The sequence below is a fragment of the Flavobacterium myungsuense genome (assembly GCF_042677265.1).
In the GTDB taxonomy this organism is placed as follows: Bacteria; Bacteroidota; Bacteroidia; order Flavobacteriales; family Flavobacteriaceae; genus Flavobacterium; species Flavobacterium myungsuense.
Genome location: NZ_JBHTIZ010000026.1, coordinates 103,037 through 120,350 on the forward strand (window position 1 = coordinate 103,037; position 17,314 = coordinate 120,350).

Annotated in this window: 17 protein-coding genes; 5 read left to right on the forward strand and 12 right to left on the reverse strand. The window is 34.7% G+C overall.

Annotation, left to right across the window (positions count from 1 at the left end; genetic code table 11):
• The first annotated feature begins 5 nt into the window (after positions 1–5).
• The 5 genes from ACFQ0S_RS10695 to ACFQ0S_RS10715 all read left to right on the forward strand — a co-directional run bounded on the left by ACFQ0S_RS10695 (position 6) and on the right by ACFQ0S_RS10715 (position 5,642).
• Complete coding sequence (locus tag ACFQ0S_RS10695) at positions 6–1,277, forward strand: PSP1 domain-containing protein (RefSeq protein ID WP_379757450.1); 1,272 nt, start codon at positions 6–8, stop codon at positions 1,275–1,277.
• On the forward strand, positions 1,261–1,743 hold the full coding sequence (locus ACFQ0S_RS10700; protein WP_379757453.1) for a gliding motility lipoprotein GldH: 483 nt from the start codon (positions 1,261–1,263) through the stop codon (positions 1,741–1,743). The genes ACFQ0S_RS10695 and ACFQ0S_RS10700 overlap by 17 nt, the downstream gene beginning before the upstream one ends.
• 6 nt (positions 1,744–1,749) lie before the next feature.
• The gene (locus ACFQ0S_RS10705) at positions 1,750–4,041 is read left to right on the forward strand and encodes a penicillin-binding protein 1A (protein ID WP_379757456.1); all 2,292 of its coding nucleotides are present in this window, start codon (positions 1,750–1,752) and stop codon (positions 4,039–4,041) included.
• A 99-nt stretch (positions 4,042–4,140) separates the two neighbouring features.
• Positions 4,141–4,839, forward strand: coding sequence for a CoA transferase subunit A (locus tag ACFQ0S_RS10710; RefSeq protein ID WP_379757459.1), 699 nt, complete (start codon positions 4,141–4,143; stop codon positions 4,837–4,839).
• Between the two features lie 146 nt (positions 4,840–4,985).
• The gene (locus ACFQ0S_RS10715) at positions 4,986–5,642 is read left to right on the forward strand and encodes a CoA transferase subunit B (protein WP_379757462.1); all 657 of its coding nucleotides are present in this window, start codon (positions 4,986–4,988) and stop codon (positions 5,640–5,642) included.
• Here the strand turns inward: ACFQ0S_RS10715 and ACFQ0S_RS10720 are convergent.
• The 12 genes from ACFQ0S_RS10720 to hemA all read right to left on the reverse strand — a co-directional run bounded on the left by ACFQ0S_RS10720 (position 5,632) and on the right by hemA (position 17,230).
• Entirely contained in the window at positions 5,632–6,021 is a 390-nt protein-coding gene (locus ACFQ0S_RS10720; protein WP_379757465.1) for a hypothetical protein, read from the reverse strand. The genes ACFQ0S_RS10715 and ACFQ0S_RS10720 overlap by 11 nt on opposite strands.
• A 93-nt stretch (positions 6,022–6,114) precedes the next feature.
• The gene (locus tag ACFQ0S_RS10725) at positions 6,115–7,716 is read right to left on the reverse strand and encodes a fumarate hydratase (protein WP_379757468.1); all 1,602 of its coding nucleotides are present in this window, start codon (positions 7,714–7,716) and stop codon (positions 6,115–6,117) included.
• A 272-nt stretch (positions 7,717–7,988) separates the two neighbouring features.
• Positions 7,989–9,428, reverse strand: coding sequence for a nucleoside recognition domain-containing protein (locus ACFQ0S_RS10730; protein WP_379757471.1), 1,440 nt, complete (start codon positions 9,426–9,428; stop codon positions 7,989–7,991).
• Positions 9,429–9,572: 144 nt separating this feature from the next.
• The gene (locus ACFQ0S_RS10735; RefSeq protein ID WP_379757474.1) at positions 9,573–10,286 is read right to left on the reverse strand and encodes a 3'-5' exonuclease; all 714 of its coding nucleotides are present in this window, start codon (positions 10,284–10,286) and stop codon (positions 9,573–9,575) included.
• Between the two features lie 68 nt (positions 10,287–10,354).
• Positions 10,355–10,825 carry a methylated-DNA--[protein]-cysteine S-methyltransferase gene (locus ACFQ0S_RS10740; RefSeq protein WP_379757477.1) on the reverse strand — a complete coding sequence of 157 codons (471 nt, stop codon included), beginning with the start codon at positions 10,823–10,825 and terminating at the stop codon, positions 10,355–10,357.
• A 53-nt stretch (positions 10,826–10,878) separates the two neighbouring features.
• Positions 10,879–11,253, reverse strand: a complete 375-nt coding sequence (locus tag ACFQ0S_RS10745; RefSeq protein WP_379757480.1) for a c-type cytochrome — start codon at positions 11,251–11,253, stop codon at positions 10,879–10,881.
• Positions 11,254–11,256: 3 nt separating this feature from the next.
• Positions 11,257–12,246 (reverse strand): porphobilinogen synthase, encoded by a 990-nt coding sequence (hemB, locus tag ACFQ0S_RS10750; protein ID WP_379757483.1) that lies wholly within the window; start codon positions 12,244–12,246, stop codon positions 11,257–11,259.
• Positions 12,247–12,337: 91 nt separating this feature from the next.
• The gene (hemF, locus tag ACFQ0S_RS10755) at positions 12,338–13,246 is read right to left on the reverse strand and encodes an oxygen-dependent coproporphyrinogen oxidase (protein WP_379757486.1); all 909 of its coding nucleotides are present in this window, start codon (positions 13,244–13,246) and stop codon (positions 12,338–12,340) included.
• Positions 13,246–14,271, reverse strand: a complete 1,026-nt coding sequence (gene hemE, locus ACFQ0S_RS10760; protein ID WP_151107001.1) for a uroporphyrinogen decarboxylase — start codon at positions 14,269–14,271, stop codon at positions 13,246–13,248. The genes hemF and hemE overlap by 1 nt, the downstream gene beginning before the upstream one ends.
• 108 nt (positions 14,272–14,379) lie before the next feature.
• The gene (locus tag ACFQ0S_RS10765; protein ID WP_379757489.1) at positions 14,380–15,057 is read right to left on the reverse strand and encodes a uroporphyrinogen-III synthase; all 678 of its coding nucleotides are present in this window, start codon (positions 15,055–15,057) and stop codon (positions 14,380–14,382) included.
• A complete protein-coding gene (gene hemC / locus ACFQ0S_RS10770; protein ID WP_379757909.1) occupies positions 15,057–15,977 on the reverse strand; it encodes a hydroxymethylbilane synthase in 921 nt (306 codons plus the stop codon). Before hemC ends, ACFQ0S_RS10765 begins: the two co-directional genes overlap by 1 nt.
• Positions 15,974–17,230 (reverse strand): glutamyl-tRNA reductase, encoded by a 1,257-nt coding sequence (gene hemA / locus ACFQ0S_RS10775; RefSeq protein WP_379757492.1) that lies wholly within the window; start codon positions 17,228–17,230, stop codon positions 15,974–15,976. The genes hemC and hemA overlap by 4 nt, the downstream gene beginning before the upstream one ends.
• Positions 17,231–17,314: the final 84 nt, after the last annotated feature.

A 17,314-nucleotide genomic window follows, 5' to 3' on the forward strand; every position in this document is an offset into this window, starting at 1 on the left:
TAATTATGGCATGTACGAGTTGTTCAACTTCTGATGGTGGTGCACCTAAGGGTTGTAAAAATAATGGGACTTGTGGCACCGATAGCTGCAATAAATTAACGGTTTTCGATTGGTTAGCCAACATGAGTCTTCCTACCGGAGCAGCGCCTTTTGATTGTGTTGAGGTTCGTTTTAAAAACGGAAGAAAAGAATTTTACAGAAATACCGAAAAACTAACTTTAAGCATTGGTGACATTGTTGCCACTGTTGCTTCTCCTGGACATGATATAGGAATTGTAACTTTGACTGGCGAATTGGTAAAAATTCAAATGAAGAAAAAAGGAATCAACCATTTAAGTAATGAAATTCCTAAAATTTACAGAAAAGCTTCTCAAAAAGATATTGATATTTGGTCTGCTGCTAGGGATCGTGAAGAGCCAATGAAGGTTCGTGCTCGAGAATTGGCAATTGCTCAAAAACTAGAAATGAAAATTTCAGATATCGAATTTCAAGGAGACGGTTCTAAAGCAACTTTTTATTATACTGCTAATGATCGAATTGATTTTCGTCTTTTAATTAAAGATTTTGCTAAAGAATTTAGCACCAGAGTCGAAATGAAACAAGTAGGTTTTCGTCAAGAAGCAGCTCGCTTAGGAGGAATTGGTTCTTGTGGCAGAGAATTATGTTGTTCTACATGGCTCACCGATTTTAGAAGTGTAAATACATCCGCGGCGCGGTACCAACAATTGTCTTTAAACCCACAAAAATTAGCCGGACAATGCGGTAAATTAAAGTGTTGTTTAAATTATGAATTAGACACTTATATGGATGCACTTCAAGGTTTTCCTGATTTCGATACAAAATTAGTTACCGAAAAAGGAGATGCTATTTGCCAAAAGCAAGATATTTTTAAAGGCTTAATGTGGTTTGCTTACACTAATGATTTTGGGAATTGGCATGTTCTTAAAATAGAACAAGTACGAGAAATTATTGCTGAAAATAAAGAAAAAAAGAAAGTTTCTTCTCTTGAAGATTATGCCTTAGAAATTGTTACAGAGCCTGAAAAACATTTTAACAATGCTATGGGGCAAGAGAGTTTAACACGTTTCGATCAGCCGAAGAAAAAGAAACGCCCTAACAAAAATAAAAAACCAGCGATTCAGAATGCAACACCTGGAACGAATAAACCTACAGGAGAAAGAAATTCTAATGACACGAAAATTAGACCAGCTGAAAACAAAATAGTTCCTAATCCTAACAAAATAATACCTGTTACTAAAAATGAGCCTAAAAAGTAGACTTCTGTTTTTTGTCTTAACAATTCTCTTTTATTCTTGTGATAAAAAAAGAGTTTTTGACGAATATAAATCGGTTGGAAAAGGTTGGAACAAAGATAGTATTGTGAGTTTTGATTTGCCAAAAATGGATATTTCAAAGTCCTATAATTTATTCTTAAATGTTAGATGTAATAACGATTATCCATTTAATAATTTGTTTTTAATTGTTTCTCTTGAGCAACCAAACAAAATAACAAAAGTAGATACTTTAGAATATCAAATGGCTGATGTAGATGGAACACTACTCGGAAACGGTTTTACTGACATTAAAGAAAGTAAGCTTTATTACAAAGAAAAAATGAAATTCGTTAATGGAAATTATAAAGTTCACATCAAACAAGCTGTTAGACAAACGGGTAAAATACCTGGAGTAGAAAAATTATATGGAATTACTGAAGTAGGTTTTAGAATAGAAAAATTAGATTAAATAAAGATGGCTACGGTAAAAAAAAACAATCAAGTTAAAGACATTAATTACTATAAAAAGAAGTTTTGGAAAATTTTCTTCTACAGTTTAGGAGGGCTTTTTTTGTTTTTTATCCTTGCTTCATGGGGACTTTTTGGCTCGATGCCTTCTTTTGAAGACTTAGAAAACCCCGATTCTAATTTAGCTACCGAAATTATCTCTACAGACGGTGTAACTATCGGAAAATTTTATAACGAAAACAGAACTCAAATAAAATACAACGATTTGCCAAAACATCTCGTAGACGCCCTAGTTTCAACTGAAGACGAACGTTTTTATGAACACTCCGGAATTGATGGAAGACGCACCCTTGGAGCAGCGTTACGTCTAGGTACCAACGGAGGCGCAAGTACTTTAACACAACAATTGGCTAAATTATTATTTCATGGTGAAGGCTCACGATTTCTTCCGCTTCGAATAATTCAAAAAGCAAAAGAATGGATAATCGCCATAAAATTAGAGCAACAATATACTAAAAACGAAATCATTGCAATGTATCTAAACAAAGCCGATTTTGTAAATACAGCCGTAGGAATTCGATCAGCTGCAAAAGTATATTTCGGAAAAGAACCACGAAATTTATCTATCGAAGAAGGCGCTATGCTCATAGGAATGCTAACCAATCCTTCATTATTTAATCCTGTTAGAAGGCCTGAAAGAGTGCAAAACCGAAGAAATATCGTTCTTGGTCAAATGGTAAGAAATGGGTTTCTGGAAGAGTCCGATAAGTTAGCATTAGAAAAAAAACCTATTGTTTTACACTTTCATCCTGAAAGTCATATTGATGGTATAGGAACCTATTTTCGGGAATACCTCAGAGATTTTATGAAAAACTGGGTAAAAGAAAATAAAAAATCCGACGGCTCTGATTATGACATTTATCGAGACGGTTTAAAAATTCATACCACTATCGATTCTAGAATGCAATTGTATGCAGAAGAAGCAGTAACCGATCATCTAAAAAACTTACAAATTGAGTTAGATAATCAACATAAAAACAGTAAAAATGCTCCTTTCGTAAACATTTCTGAAGCTGAAACAAAAAAATTGTTGTTAAAAGCAATGAAATCTTCAGAAAGATGGCGCGTTCTAAAAACAAAAGATTTAAGTGATGAAGAAATAATTAAATCATTTGATGTAAAAACAAAAATGACTGTATTTACTTGGAAGGGTGAAAGAGATACTGTAATGACTCCAACCGATTCTATTCGTTATTACAAAGGATTTTTACAATCTGGCGTTATGGCAATGGAGCCACAAACGGGTCATATAAAAGCTTGGGTTGGTGGAAACAATTACAAATATTTTCAATACGATCACGTAGGTCAAGGCGCACGACAAGTAGGCTCTACGTTTAAACCATTTGTATATGCTACAGCAATAGAACAATTAAACATGTCTCCTTGTGATTCAATTATAGACAGTCCTTTTATGATTCACAAAGGGCGTCATCATGTTACTGAAGATTGGGAGCCTAAAAATTCTGACAATAAATACCGCGGAATGGTTACTCTGAAAAAAGCTTTAGCCAATTCCATAAATACGGTATCAGCAAAGCTAATAGACAAAGTTGGGCCAGAAGCCGTAGTAGAATTAACACAAAAATTAGGAGTAAATTCTGAAATTCCTGTTCAACCTTCTATTGCTTTAGGAGCAGTAGAAATTACTGTTCAGGATATGGTTGCTGCCTATAGCACTTTTGCAAATGAAGGAGTGTATATTAAGCCTCAGTTTATTACAAAAATTGAAGACAAAAATGGAGTTGTTATTTACGAACCCATACCAGAATCTCATGATGTATTAAATAAAGATATTGCATTTGCCGTTATCAAATTATTAGAAGGTGTTACAGAAGGTGGTTCTGGTTCACGATTAAGAACAGAAGGCGGGGGAGCTGGTGACAATCGTTGGACAGGTTATCCGTACTCGTTTACAAACGCAATTGCAGGAAAAACAGGAACAACTCAAAACCAATCTGATGGTTGGTTTATGGGAATGGTACCAAACCTTGTCACTGGAGTTTGGGTAGGTTGCGAAGATCGGTCAGCCCGATTCAAAACAATTACTTATGGTCAAGGAGCAACCGCAGCACTGCCTATTTGGGGAATTTTTATGAAGAAATGTTATGCCGATTCCTCACTTAACGTTTCTAAAAGCGATTTTGAAAGACCGGCAAATCTTTCTATAAAAGTTGATTGTTGGGCTCCCGTAAAAGACACCACTGATTTTGAGCAAAATACCGATGAGTTCGAATTATAATTTAATTATTTGAAGCTATTCCAGCTGTTCGCTAAATCTTTTTCATGCTAAAGAAGCAAGAAAAAGGATATCGCTGCCATCTGGGCTAAAAAACTCAAAATGATACCAAAAAAAGTTAATACGGTTCAGGAGGCACTTAACGGAATTGAAAATGGAATGACAATCATGTTCGGCGGTTTTGGTTTGTGTGGAATCCCAGAAAACTGTATCGCTGAACTAGTAAAAAAAGAAACCAATAATTTAACCTGTATTTCAAACAATGCTGGAATAGATGATTTTGGACTTGGTTTGCTACTCCAAAAAAAACAAATCAAGAAAATGATTTCCTCCTACGTTGGAGAAAATGCCGAATTTGAGCGCCAAATGCTTTCCGGCGAACTAGAAGTAGATTTAATACCACAAGGAACATTAGCTGAACGTTGTCGAGCTGCACAAGCAGGAATTCCTGCATTCTTTACCCCCGCTGGTTTCGGTACCGAAGTAGCTATTGGAAAAGAAACCCGAGAATTTAACGGTAAAATGCACATTATGGAACATGCATTCAAAGCTGATTTTGCCATTGTAAAAGCTTGGAAAGGCGATACGGCAGGAAATTTAATTTTTAAAGGAACTGCAAGAAACTTTAACCCTTGTATGTGCGGTGCTGCCAAAATAACCATTGCTGAAGTAGAAGAACTTGTTGAAGCCGGTACACTTGACCCTAATCAGGTACATATTCCCGGTATACTAGTCCAACGTATTTTTCAAGGAGAAAAATATGAGAAAAGGATTGAGCAACGAACAGTACGGAAAAAATAATATTAAGTATTCTGTGGCAGTACTCAGTTTAAAAACAAAACTACTATAATCTTTTGTTATAGGATTCAAAAGATAATTGCTTGTAGACAGTTTGATTTATTAAAACTTAATTTATCTTAAATTTCTTAATGGTTTAAAATATTTTTATGTTAACAAAAGAACAAATCGCAAAACGAATCGCCCAAGAAGTCAAAGACAAATACTTTGTAAATCTCGGAATTGGCATCCCAACTCTTGTTGCTAATTTTATCCCAAAAGGAATTGACGTCGAATTTCAAAGCGAAAACGGAGTGCTTGGAATGGGCCCGTTTCCTTATGATGGAGAAGAAGATGCCGATGTTATAAACGCAGGAAAACAAACGATAACTACGCTTCCTGGAGCCTCTTTTTTTGATTCTGCAACTAGTTTTGGAATGATTCGAGGGCAGCACGTAGACTTAACCATTCTTGGTGCTATGGAGGTTTCTGAAAATGGCGATATTGCCAACTGGAAAATCCCAGGGAAAATGGTTAAAGGTATGGGAGGGGCAATGGATTTAGTGGCATCTGCTGAGAATATTATTGTAGCTATGATGCACGTCAATAAAGCAGGTGAATCTAAAATTTTAAAAAAATGTACTTTGCCTCTAACTGGAGTTGGGTGCGTAAAAAAAGTAGTAACCGAACTAGCCGTTTTAGAAATTACTCCAAAAGGTTTTAAATTATTAGAACGTGCCCCTGGAGTTTCTGATGAACATATTATTGCATCAACTGAAGCTAATTTAATTATTGAGGGTAAAATTCCCGAAATGATTATTGATTAAGATAATCCAATAAAACTTCCGAAGCATTTCCGAAAGTATTCCCTTTTTCAGTAATACTAACCGCTCTTTTTTTATTCAGTTTATAGGTCGAATCGAACTGAGTTGTAAATAAAATTGCCGACATAAATGGATTATTGATGTATTGTACCAAAACATCTTTTGCCTTATCAATAGAATGAATTTCAACTTGTTCCTCTTGTTGGAATTTGAATTTGAGTTCCATTTTCAAAATGCCTTCTTCAACAATTGGGCGAACATAAATATTCATCAAATCTGTATTTCCAATAGTTTTTGCTAAAGTTAATTTGGCAAAAGTTCCATCTTCTAAACTCAATTTAACTTTGGTATAAAACTTGGAAAAGGTTTCTTGAAACGACATAGAATTCAGTTTTTATTAAAAGTTAACCGCAAATTCGCAAATTATAAAATCCTCAATAGATTAAAATTTGTGAATTTGCGGTATTTTATTTAATTATAAATTAGCAAAAAAATCATTTCCTTTATCATCGGTAATAATGAAAGCAGGGAAATCTTTTACAGTTATTTTTCGAACGGCTTCCATTCCGAGTTCTTCAAAATCAACTACTTCCACTTTTAAGATATTGTCTTGAGCTAAAATTGCTGCTGGTCCTCCAATGGAACCTAGATAGAAACCACCATAGGTTTTACAAGCATTCATTACTTCTTTGGTGCGGTTTCCTTTAGCCAACATAATCATACTTCCACCTGCTTTTTGAAATTCTTCAACATAAACGTCCATTCTACCAGCTGTTGTAGGCCCAAAACTTCCAGAAGCCATTCCTTCGGGAGTTTTTGCTGGTCCTGCATAATATATCGGATGGTTTTTGAAATAGTCAGGCATTGGTTTTCCTGCATCTAATAATTCTTTGATTTTAGCATGTGCAATATCTCTTGCTACGATTAGAGTCCCGTTTAATTTCAAACGCGTTTTAATTGGATATTTTGATAATTCTGCTAAAATTTCTGCCATAGGGCGATTCAAATCTACCTCAACTGCAGCTTCTAAATGTGGTGGAACTTTAGGTAAAAACTGCTGCGGATTTACTTCTAATTGCTCTAAGAAAATACCATCCTTTGTAATTTTCCCTTTAATATTTCTATCAGCAGAACACGAAACACCTAATCCAACCGGACAAGAGGCAGCATGTCGTGGCAAACGAATAACACGTACATCATGTGCAAAATATTTTCCTCCAAATTGGGCTCCAATAGCACTTTCCTGACAATACAATAATACTTTTTTCTCCCATTCTATATCGCGAAAAGCTTGACCTGCCATGTTACCAGAAGTAGGTAAATGATCAAAATAACCTGCTGACGCTTTTTTTACAGCGGCTAAATTGGCTTCGGCGGATGTGCCCCCAATTACCAAAGCCAAATGGTAAGGCGGACAAGCTGAAGTTCCTAAATCTTTAATTTTATCTCGAACAAATTCCTCCATTGATTTGTCATTCAACAACGATTTTGTTTTTTGATATAAGAATGTTTTATTGGCAGAACCTCCTCCTTTTGTTAAAAACAAAAACTCGTATGAATTTCCTTTTTTGGCATAAATATCAATTTGCGCAGGCAAATTTGAACCCGAATTTTTTTCCTCAAACATTGAAATAGGAACAATTTGCGAATACCTTAAGTTTTTATTTTGAAACGTATTAAAAATTCCTTTCGACAACCACTCGGCATCATCTACTCCTGTGTATACATTTTCGCCTTTTTTGGCCATAACAATGGCTGTTCCTGTATCTTGACAGGATGGTAACTGTCCTTCTACCGCTACTGATGCATTTTGTAATAAGTTATAGGCAACAAATCGGTCATTATCTGTAGCTTCAGGATCGTTTAGAATGTTGTTGAGCTTTTGTAAATGAGCTGTTCTAAGCATAAAAGAGACATCGTTCATTGCCTCTTGGGCTAGTAATTCCAAACCTTTTGGATCTACAGTTAAAATTTCTCTTTCGCCTAATTTTTGAACGGAAACGTAATCTGAAGATAGTTTTTTATATTGTGTATCGTCTTTTAAAATTGGATACGGATCTTGGTATATAAAGTCCATTTTTGATGTGTTTTTAAGGAAGTTCAAATATAAGAATTGTATCTCTAATCAAACCTGATTAATATCAATATCTAATTTAAAATTGACTAAATTTATTTCAAAGAAAAATAAATAAGAAAACCTAAAATTACTGACATCTATACTCCTAAAATTTGATTATCTTCTTTAGCAATATCTTCCATTTTCTTTTGTCCACCGTAATACATCCACATCGAAATATTACCGACCCACAAAAAAAATTAACTTTCTGAATAAAGGAGTCATAATTTATCTTAAAAAAACCATCCTGCAACAAAAATCGCCGTAATTACACAAATCACATCTACAAGAAGCATGGTTCCTAATGCATAACGGGTGTTTTTTATATTTACGGAACCAAAATAAACCGCAATTACATAAAAGGTGCTTTCGGCACTGCACTGAAAAATACTGCTAAGTCTTCCTGTCATAGAATCGGCACCAAAAGTATTCATAGAATCTATCAGAAAGCCTCTTGATCCTGCCGAACTAAATGGTCTAAGAAGAGCCACTGGCAAAGCATCAGTGATTTCTTTGCTTACCCCTATATTAGAGAAACCAAAAGAAATCCAGTGGCTTATGATTTCGAATAAACCACTATTTCTAAATAACGAAATCGCCACTAACATACCCAAAACATAAGGAAAAATAGTAACTCCTGTTTTTACACCATTATTAGCTCCTACAACAAAAGTTTCATAAACAGTAGTTTTAGCTTCTGTAAATTTCTTTTCTTTGATAAAGGAAAAAACTAAGGTGAAACCTATAATCACTACTAATATTAAAGAGGAAAGATTAGAGGTAAAGTAGTTTTTGCCAATTAAATCCAAATGGTTTACATACATTAACAAACCAACAATTGCTGCAATTAACACCATCAATCCTAGAACCAAAGAAGCACTTTTGAAATTAATTTTTTGCTTAATCCCTACAATAAGAAAAGCAGCAATAGTCCCAATAAATGAGGTAATGATACAAGGTAGCATCACATCGGCTGGATTTGTTGCATTGGCGGCAGCTCGATAGCCTATGATTGAAGTTGCAATTAAAGTTAGCCCTGAAGCATGCAAGCACATAAACATAATTTGGGCATCACTCGCTTTGTCTTTTTCCGGATTTATAGTTTGCAAACTCTCCATCGCTTTAAGTCCGAATGGCGTAGCGGCTGAATCTAAGCCTAAAAAATTGGCGGCAAAATTTAAGGTCATGTAAGAAATAGAAGGGTGGTTTTTAGGAATACTCGGAAACACTTTTACAAACACCGGACTCAATACTTTAGCTAATTTCCCGGAGGCTCCAGAAATAATTAAGAGTTCCATCAAACCACAGAAAAAGGCCAAATATGCCATTAATGGTAAAATTAAATCAAACAAGGTAGCTTTACATGTGGGCAAAAGTCCATCTGATTTTTGAACGCCGCTAAATATTTTTACTGTTTTATTTTTAAAAACATAAGTTGTATCGGCATTTAAAGTATCTCGGTTTACGACCATCGTTTGGTCTGGAGCATTTTTAATGCTGTCTTTAATGAATACTGGAACTTCGGAAATATATTTTTCGGAAAGTAAAATAGGATCTTCTTTTTTTCCGTTTAAAACATAATCTATTGTATAGCTGTTGCCAAAGAACAAATTAAAAACTACAAAAACAATTGAAGAAATAAAAATAGCGAGCCAAAATCTACTTAATACCATAATTTATAATTTTTGTAAATGTAATAAATCAATAACAATTACAAAATTCAATAGCAATGTCGATAAAAGAATTTGAAAGTCAATCAAAATCAAAAATCGAATATATTTACATATTGTTATTGCATTTTGCCATTGCCATTGTTATTACACATGAATTATCTCATCATCAATCAACAACTCTTCTCTTCGTAATCGCAAGAAAATTTGAGCTACAGCAATCGTGTCTTTCTCGCAGTAGGTTACAATGCGGTCAATGTCTTTTTCTACATAAAAAACATGACCTACTTGACTGCCATCGATATCGCCTTTTGGAGAAGGAATCCCAAGTATTTTAGTCAATAGTTTCAAAGAAGTAAAATGCTTGTAATCACCAAATTTCCATAATTCTAAAGTGTCTAGATGTGGGATTTCCCATGGCTTTTTGCCAAATAAATTCAGCTTGTTTGGAATAGCGATTTGATTAATAATCATTCGACGAGCAATGAACGGAATGTCAAATTCCTTAGCATTATGCCCGCACAAAACATGCTGTGGCTGATTGAAGTGATTGTTTAAAAGATTGATGAAATCATGAAGTATTTTCTTTTCATCACCAAAAAAAGAAGTGACTCTAAAGTTTCTAATATCACCTTTCAAGGTAAAATAGCCAACTGAGATACAGACGATTTTACCAAATTCGGCCCAAATCCCAGCTCTTTCATAAAATTCCTCGCCTGAAAATTCCTCTTTGCGCTGGTATTGGGTTTTAAGCTCCCAAAGTTGTTTCATTTCGGCATCAAGCGAATTGAAATTTTCTTCTTCTGGTACGGTTTCAATATCTAAAAAAAGAATGTTATCTAATCGGATTTTTTCTATCATGGTTTAGGCTTTTAGAGATTTATACTTATTACAAATCTAATAAATCTAAGCAATCTAAATTGTTTGTTTTAAAATAAACTTTGTTGATTGGTTGGATTTTCGTGTTCTAAGAGCCATTTTTTGCGCCATAAACCTCCTGCATAACCAGTAAGTGAACCGTTAGTGCCAATCACTCGATGACAAGGAACGACAATCCAAAGTGGGTTTTTACCGTTTGCTGAAGCTACTGCTCGAATACCCTTTGCGTCGCCTAATTTTTTAGCCAAATCTAGATACGAAATAGTGGTTCCGTAGGGAATATGAAGTAATTCCTGCCAAACTTTTTGTTGAAAATCGGTTCCTTTTGCATTAGTTTTGAAAGTAAACTCGGTTCTTTCATTTCTGAAATAGTCTTGAAGTTGTACAACTGCCTCTTGCAAAACAGACGGAATTACAGCCGAAATAGTGCCTTCTTCTAAAATTGAAATTGCTGAAATACCGTTATCATCACCTGCAATTTTGGTAATTCCAAGAGGTGAATTTATAAAACAGGTTTCCATGAATGTGAAAATTTAAGCGCAAAGTTTTTAGCAAAGAGCACCAAGAAATTATTTTATTTTGAATGCGAGTAAATGTAAGTTTCAATGGCGCTCAACTCTTTGTCTGACATTGCTTTGGTAATGGTAAAATTGGTTTTCATGACTTCATACTGACTTGGATCAACAATAGGTTTGGCATCATTTTTAAGAAAATCAATCATGTTACCCTTTTGATCTTTATATATTTTTGCAATTTCTTGAATACTTGGTCCAATTACTTTTTGATCTACTAAATGGCAGGCAACACAATTCCCTTTTCCTTCAAAAAGTTCCTTGCCTAAATCAACTGAATTTTGAGGAACTTTAGTAGCAGTTTCTTTCGTTTCCTCTTTTTTACAAGACACAAAAATTAGTGAACTGGCGAAAGAAATAAAAATAATTTTTTTCATTTTTTAAGAAATTAACTTTACCACATCTTTTGCAAAATAACTGGCTATTAAATCGGCACCGGCTCTTTTGATAGCTGTAACTTGTTCCATCATAACCGCATCGTGGTCAATCCATCCTTTTTCAGCTGCGGCTTTAATCATGCAATATTCACCCGATACTTGGTAAACCGCTACTGGAACTTCTGACATGTTTTTCACTTCACGAACAATATCCAAATAAGCGATTCCAGGCTTGACCATTACTATATCGGCGCCTTCTTCTATATCCATACGCGTTTCGCGAATAGCTTCAAGTCGGTTGTGATAATCCATTTGATAGGTTTTTTTATCTTTTGGAATGTTTTGCAAATCTACGGGAGCGCTGTCTAAAGCATCTCTAAACGGTCCGTAATGTGCCGAAGCATATTTTGCTGAATAGCTCATGATTCCGGTATTGATAAAACCATTGTCTTCTAAAGCTTCCCGTATTTCAAGAATTCGGCCGTCCATCATATCGCTTGGCGCTACAATATCTGCTCCAGCTTGTGCATGAGCAACACTCATCTCTGCTAAAAATAAGGATGTTGCATCATTAGCTATTTGTCCATTTTCGATAATTCCGTCATGACCATAAACAGAATAAGGGTCTAAAGCCACATCGGTCATCACAATCATTTCTGGACAAGCATTTTTAACGGTTTTAATGGCACGTTGCATCAATCCATTCGGGTTTAAAGCTTCTTTTCCTTGATTGTCTTTTAAATTATCTGGAACTTTTACAAACAACAATACCGATTTTAAACCCAATTTCCATAATTCTTTGACTTCTTTTTCGAGATGGTCTAAACTCAAACGAAAGTAATTTTGCATGGAAGGAATTTCTTCTCTAACATTCGAACCCTCCACTACAAAAAGCGGTACGATAAAGTCATTTGGCGAAATAATGGTTTCACGAATTAGACTTCTGATGCTTTCGTTGGAACGTAAACGACGGTTTCTTCTTAGTGGGAACATTTGATTTATGATTTTAGATTAGCGATTGCTGATTTATGATTTAAAACAAATTGATGAAGATAGAAAATCTGCAATCAAAAATCGTTAATCATCAATCTACAATCCAATTTTTAGGATTTTCTAATACTTTAATTAATTTCTCTTCTTCACTTCCCATCTCTGGATGATGGTCATAAACCCACTGAACATGTGGTGGTAAACTCATCAAAATGCTTTCAATTCGACCATTGGTTTTGAGTCCGAAAAGAGTGCCTTTGTCGTGCACCAAATTGAATTCGACATAACGACCACGACGGATTTCTTGCCACGTACGTTGTGCGGGTGTGTATTCTAAATTTTTTCTTCTTTCCACAATTGGAACGTAGGCTTCTAGAAAACTGTTGCCCACTTCTGTTACAAAGTTAAACCAATCTTCCATCGTCATGTATTCGTTTGCTTTACAATAATCGAAAAATAATCCGCCGATTCCGCGTGCTTCGTTTCGGTGTGCATTCCAAAAATAGTCGTCACATTGTTTTTTGAATTTTGAATAAAACTCAGGATTATGTTTGTCGCAAGCGATTTTACAGGTTTGATGAAAATGAATCGCATCTTCTTCAAACAAATAATAAGGTGTTAAATCTTGTCCGCCGCCAAACCAACTGTTGATTACATTTCCGTTATCGTCATACATTTCAAAATAACGCCAATTAGCGTGAACGGTTGGCACCATTGGATTCTTTAGGTGAATAACCAAACTCAATCCACAAGCAAAAAAATCGGCTTCACCAACGTTGAATAATTTTTGCATACTGTCAGGCAATTTGCCATGAACAGCTGAAATGTTTACACCTCCTTTTTCAAAAACTTGACTGTTTTCAATCACACGCGTTCTTCCGCCACCACCTTCTGGTCGAGTCCAAATGTCTTCACGAAATTGGGCTACACCATCAACATCTTCCAATCCTTTACAGATTTGGTTCTGAAGATTTAGTATGTATTGGTAGAAATTATTTTTCATTATTGATTGTATTCTTTCACAGCGTCAATAAACGCTTTGGCATGATCCACAGGAATATTGGGTAAAATACCATGACCTAAATTTACAATGTATTTGTCTTTTCCGAATTCGTCAATCATTTGATGCACCATTTTCTTAATGGTAGGAATTGGCGAAAGCAATCTTGACGGATCGAAATTCCCTTGCAAAGTGATATTTCCACCTGATAAATAACGGGCGTTTCTTGGCGAGCATGTCCAATCTACTCCAAGAGCAGAAGCTTTGCTTTTTCCCATTTCATTAAGTGCAAACCAACATCCTTTTCCGAAAACAATTACAGGAGTCATGTCAGCTAAAGCTTCTACAATTTGATTGATGTATTTCCATGAAAACTCTTGATAATCTACTGGCGATAACATGCCGCCCCAAGAGTCAAAAATTTGGATGGCATTGCAACCTGCTTTTACTTTTTCTTTCAAATATAAAATAGTCGTATCGGTAATTTTTTGCAATAAAACATGTGCTGCTTCTGGATGTGAAAAACAAAATCCTTTAGCCGTATCAAAGCTTTTAGAGCCTTTGCCTTCAACAGCATAACAAAAAATGGTCCATGGTGACCCTGCAAAACCAATTAATGGCACCTCATCATTCAACATTTGTTTCGTTAATTTGATGGCATCAAAAACATAACCCAAAGTCTCGTGAACATCCGGAACAACTACTCTTTCAACGTCTTGTATCGTACGAATAGGATTGGGTAAAAATGGCCCAACACTTTCTTTCATCAACACTTCAATCCCCATGGCTTGTGGCACAACGAGAATATCCGAAAACAAAATTGCGGCATCAGGAGCAATTCTTCGTATGGGTTGCACGGTGATTTCAGCAGCCAATTCTGGCGTTTGACAACGCGTGAAAAAATCATATTTGTCCCTCAATGCAATGAATTCTGGTAAATATCTACCCGCTTGACGCATCATCCAAACTGGTGGACGTTGCACAGTTTCTCCTTTTAAGGCTTTTAGAAAAAGGTCGTTTTTGATCATTTTATTTTATTTATCCTACAAAGTTTTAAAAATAGTGTAAGTTTATTTATTGATGGTTTTATATTTTTACCTACAAGGTTAAAAAAACATTGCAGGAAATCCTAATTGTTATTTAAATTCTTCAATTACTTCTAAAATCAAGTCTTCAATTGAAGGATTTTCAGCAATTCTTATATTTTTTGTTACTGTTGCTAATGCTTCTGCTGTGGTTTCGCCAATGCAAAAACAAACTTCTTTTTTTATTTTATTTTCAGATAAATAACTTTCAACTCCAGAAGGACTAAAAAACAGAAGTCCTTCAACTGGTACTTCTAATTTGTGTGGTGTCAAAGTAGTTTCGTACACTTGAATCTCATTGAGTTGAATATTGGCTTCTTTTAATGCTTTGGGTATAGTTTCTTTTCTCAAATTACCACTAAAAAAAGTATAACTCTCATTACTGTAAATTAAGGTGATTATCTCTGCCAAATCGGAAGCATAATCAACATATACAATAATATTAAATCCATTTTCTTCTAATAAAGCTTTGGTTTTTATCCCAACACAAAAAACATTTTTTTCCCGAAGCTTCTGGATTAAATCTTCGTGTTTTGAATGGAGCAGGACACTTTGAGCAGCATTTTGGCTTGTAAAAATCAAATTGTCATTTATAGTATTTAAATCAAAATCGATGCTGGTGGTTTTGATAAAATCGGCTTCATAAACTTCAAAGTTAGTATTCAATAATTCCTCCCTTTGACTGCTAGAAAGTATTTTGGTGGAAGCTATTTTGATTGGATCGCTCATTATTTTTTCAGACTTTCTTTAATGTTTTTCATCAATTCAGCGCCACCGTTATTCAAAATTTCTTGTGCTAAATGGTAACCCAATTTCTTCCATTCTTGAATAGGAACTGTTCTTTCGATTTCTATTTTTTGCTTTCCATCAATAGATAATAAAATTCCTTTAAACAAAATTTCATCTTCCCAAAATTTTGCTAGAGCCCCAATGGGTGCCGTACAACCGCCTTCAAGCGTTTTTAAAAATTGTCTTTCAATGTAGGTACAAATATCGGTTTCAAGATCGTTTAACTCAGCAATAGCTTCTTTACAAAATTCGTCATTTAACATAGCATGTACCACCATTGCGCCCTGAGCTGGTGCGGGAATCATCCAATCTAAATTCACAAAATTAGACGGTTTGATATTTATTCGTTCTAATCCTGCAGCCGCAAAAACGGCTCCATTCCAGTTATTTTCTTTTAATTTTTGCAGTCTTGTGTTGACATTGCCTCGTAAATCTTCTACTTTGTGATTGGGGTATTTGTTTAACCAAAACGCCTGGCGTCGCAAACTTCCTGTTGCTATTATTCCTTCTGCTTCTAGAAAATCGAGATTGTTATTATAAACTAAAATATCTTTTTCGTCGGCTCTTTGCAAAACTGCTGCTTGTACAATTCCAATAGGCAAGGCAGTTGGTACATCTTTCATAGAATGGACTGCAATGTCAATTTGCCCATTAATCATAGCAACATCAAGAGTTTTGGTAAAAATTCCTGTAATTCCCAATTCGTAAAGTGGTTTGTCAAGAATGATGTCTCCTTGTGATTTAACGGCAATAATTTGAGTTTTATACCCTAAATCATTGAGTTTTTTTTCGACATGATGCGCTTGCCAAAGTGCTAGTTCGCTATCACGAGTTCCAATGCGTATCGTTTTTTTCATTATTTGGCAGAAGCTTCTATTTGAAATATTTTTTCAATCCATTCAATACTTTCATCCACAATAGTATCATCCGCTTTGAGATGATTGGCAAAATGATTGGTGATTTTTTGAATGATACGATTGCTAATGATTTCAGCTTGTTCTTCATCAAAATTAGATAATTTTTTACGTTGAAAATTAAGCTCAGAATCTTTAATTGTATTGAGTTTTGCTTTGAGTGCATGAATTGTTGGAGCAAATTTTCTTCCTTGTGTCCAAGTTATAAACTCTTCTTTTAATTCATCGATAATCGCTTCTGCAGCCGGAATATGTAATTTTCTGTTTTCTAATGTTTCATCCGTAATTTGAGACAAATCATCTAAATGAACTAAAGTAACATTATTTAAATCTGTAACATTTTGATTGACATTCTTAGGAATTGACAAATCTAAAATCAACAATGGTTTTTTTAAATTCAAAATGGCTTTATCAATAGTTGGATTTTGAGCTCCAGTTGCCACAACAACAACATCTGTTTTTTGAAGTTCCAATTGCAAATCGGCATAATCTTTTACAACAAGATTTAACTTTCCTGCTAATTTTTCTGCTTTGTCTTTGGTTCTATTGATTAGGGTAATGTGTTCGTTTTTGGAATGTTTTACCAGATTTTCGCAGGTATTTCTGCCTATTTTTCCAGTTCCAAAAAGCAAGATGTTTTTTTCTCCTATTTGCTCTACATTTTTCATGATGTATTGCACGGCAGCAAATGAAACTGATGTTGCTCCAGAAGAAATCTCAGTATCGGTTTTTATTTTTTTACTTGCCTGAATAACGACGTTTATTAAACGTTCTAGAAAACTATTTACTAAACCTAATGATTTACTTGCTACAAAAGCAGCTTTAAGTTGGCTAATAATTTCAAAATCTCCTAAAATTTGACTATCTAAACCTGTTCCAACACGAAACATGTGTGAAACGGCTTCTTTATTTTTGTATACATAAGCCACTTTTTGAAACTCTTCTACGGTGCCTTTACTATTTTCACATAGCAATTTTATAAGTTGAAATGGATGTTGTGCAAAACCATAAATTTCGGTTCTGTTACATGTAGAAGTAACAATCAAACATTCGATTCCTTCTTGTTTGGCTTGAAGCAATAACTGCGATTTAGCTTGAGTATCAACACTAAATTTTCCTCTTATATCAGCATCCGCCTTCTTGTAACTCAAACCAATGGAGTAGAAAGTGGTATGCTTTGATATAATTCCGTTTTCCATAAAATACTATTACTACTAATACAAGACAAAAGTATCGCTATCCTTTTTATAAAAGTAACGCTATAAGTTCTTTTTGTGTCGCTG

Excerpts from the sequence above, each read along its gene's own strand:
- ACFQ0S_RS10695 (WP_379757450.1), top strand. The coding sequence starts at position 6 with ATGGCATGTACGAGTTGTTCAACTTCTGATGGTGGTGCACCTAAGGGT.
- ACFQ0S_RS10700 (WP_379757453.1), top strand. The coding sequence starts at position 1,261 with ATGAGCCTAAAAAGTAGACTTCTGTTTTTTGTCTTAACAATTCTCTTT.
- ACFQ0S_RS10705 (WP_379757456.1), top strand. The coding sequence starts at position 1,750 with ATGGCTACGGTAAAAAAAAACAATCAAGTTAAAGACATTAATTACTAT.
- ACFQ0S_RS10710 (WP_379757459.1), top strand. The coding sequence starts at position 4,141 with ATGATACCAAAAAAAGTTAATACGGTTCAGGAGGCACTTAACGGAATT.
- ACFQ0S_RS10715 (WP_379757462.1), top strand. The coding sequence starts at position 4,986 with ATGTTAACAAAAGAACAAATCGCAAAACGAATCGCCCAAGAAGTCAAA.
- ACFQ0S_RS10720 (WP_379757465.1), bottom strand. The coding sequence starts at position 6,021 with ATGTCGTTTCAAGAAACCTTTTCCAAGTTTTATACCAAAGTTAAATTG.
- ACFQ0S_RS10725 (WP_379757468.1), bottom strand. The coding sequence starts at position 7,716 with ATGGACTTTATATACCAAGATCCGTATCCAATTTTAAAAGACGATACA.
- ACFQ0S_RS10730 (WP_379757471.1), bottom strand. The coding sequence starts at position 9,428 with ATGGTATTAAGTAGATTTTGGCTCGCTATTTTTATTTCTTCAATTGTT.
- ACFQ0S_RS10735 (WP_379757474.1), bottom strand. The coding sequence starts at position 10,286 with ATGATAGAAAAAATCCGATTAGATAACATTCTTTTTTTAGATATTGAA.
- ACFQ0S_RS10740 (WP_379757477.1), bottom strand. The coding sequence starts at position 10,825 with ATGGAAACCTGTTTTATAAATTCACCTCTTGGAATTACCAAAATTGCA.
- ACFQ0S_RS10745 (WP_379757480.1), bottom strand. The coding sequence starts at position 11,253 with ATGAAAAAAATTATTTTTATTTCTTTCGCCAGTTCACTAATTTTTGTG.
- hemB (WP_379757483.1), bottom strand. The coding sequence starts at position 12,246 with ATGTTCCCACTAAGAAGAAACCGTCGTTTACGTTCCAACGAAAGCATC.
- hemF (WP_379757486.1), bottom strand. The coding sequence starts at position 13,246 with ATGAAAAATAATTTCTACCAATACATACTAAATCTTCAGAACCAAATC.
- hemE (WP_151107001.1), bottom strand. The coding sequence starts at position 14,271 with ATGATCAAAAACGACCTTTTTCTAAAAGCCTTAAAAGGAGAAACTGTG.
- ACFQ0S_RS10765 (WP_379757489.1), bottom strand. The coding sequence starts at position 15,057 with ATGAGCGATCCAATCAAAATAGCTTCCACCAAAATACTTTCTAGCAGT.
- hemA (WP_379757492.1), bottom strand. The coding sequence starts at position 17,230 with ATGGAAAACGGAATTATATCAAAGCATACCACTTTCTACTCCATTGGT.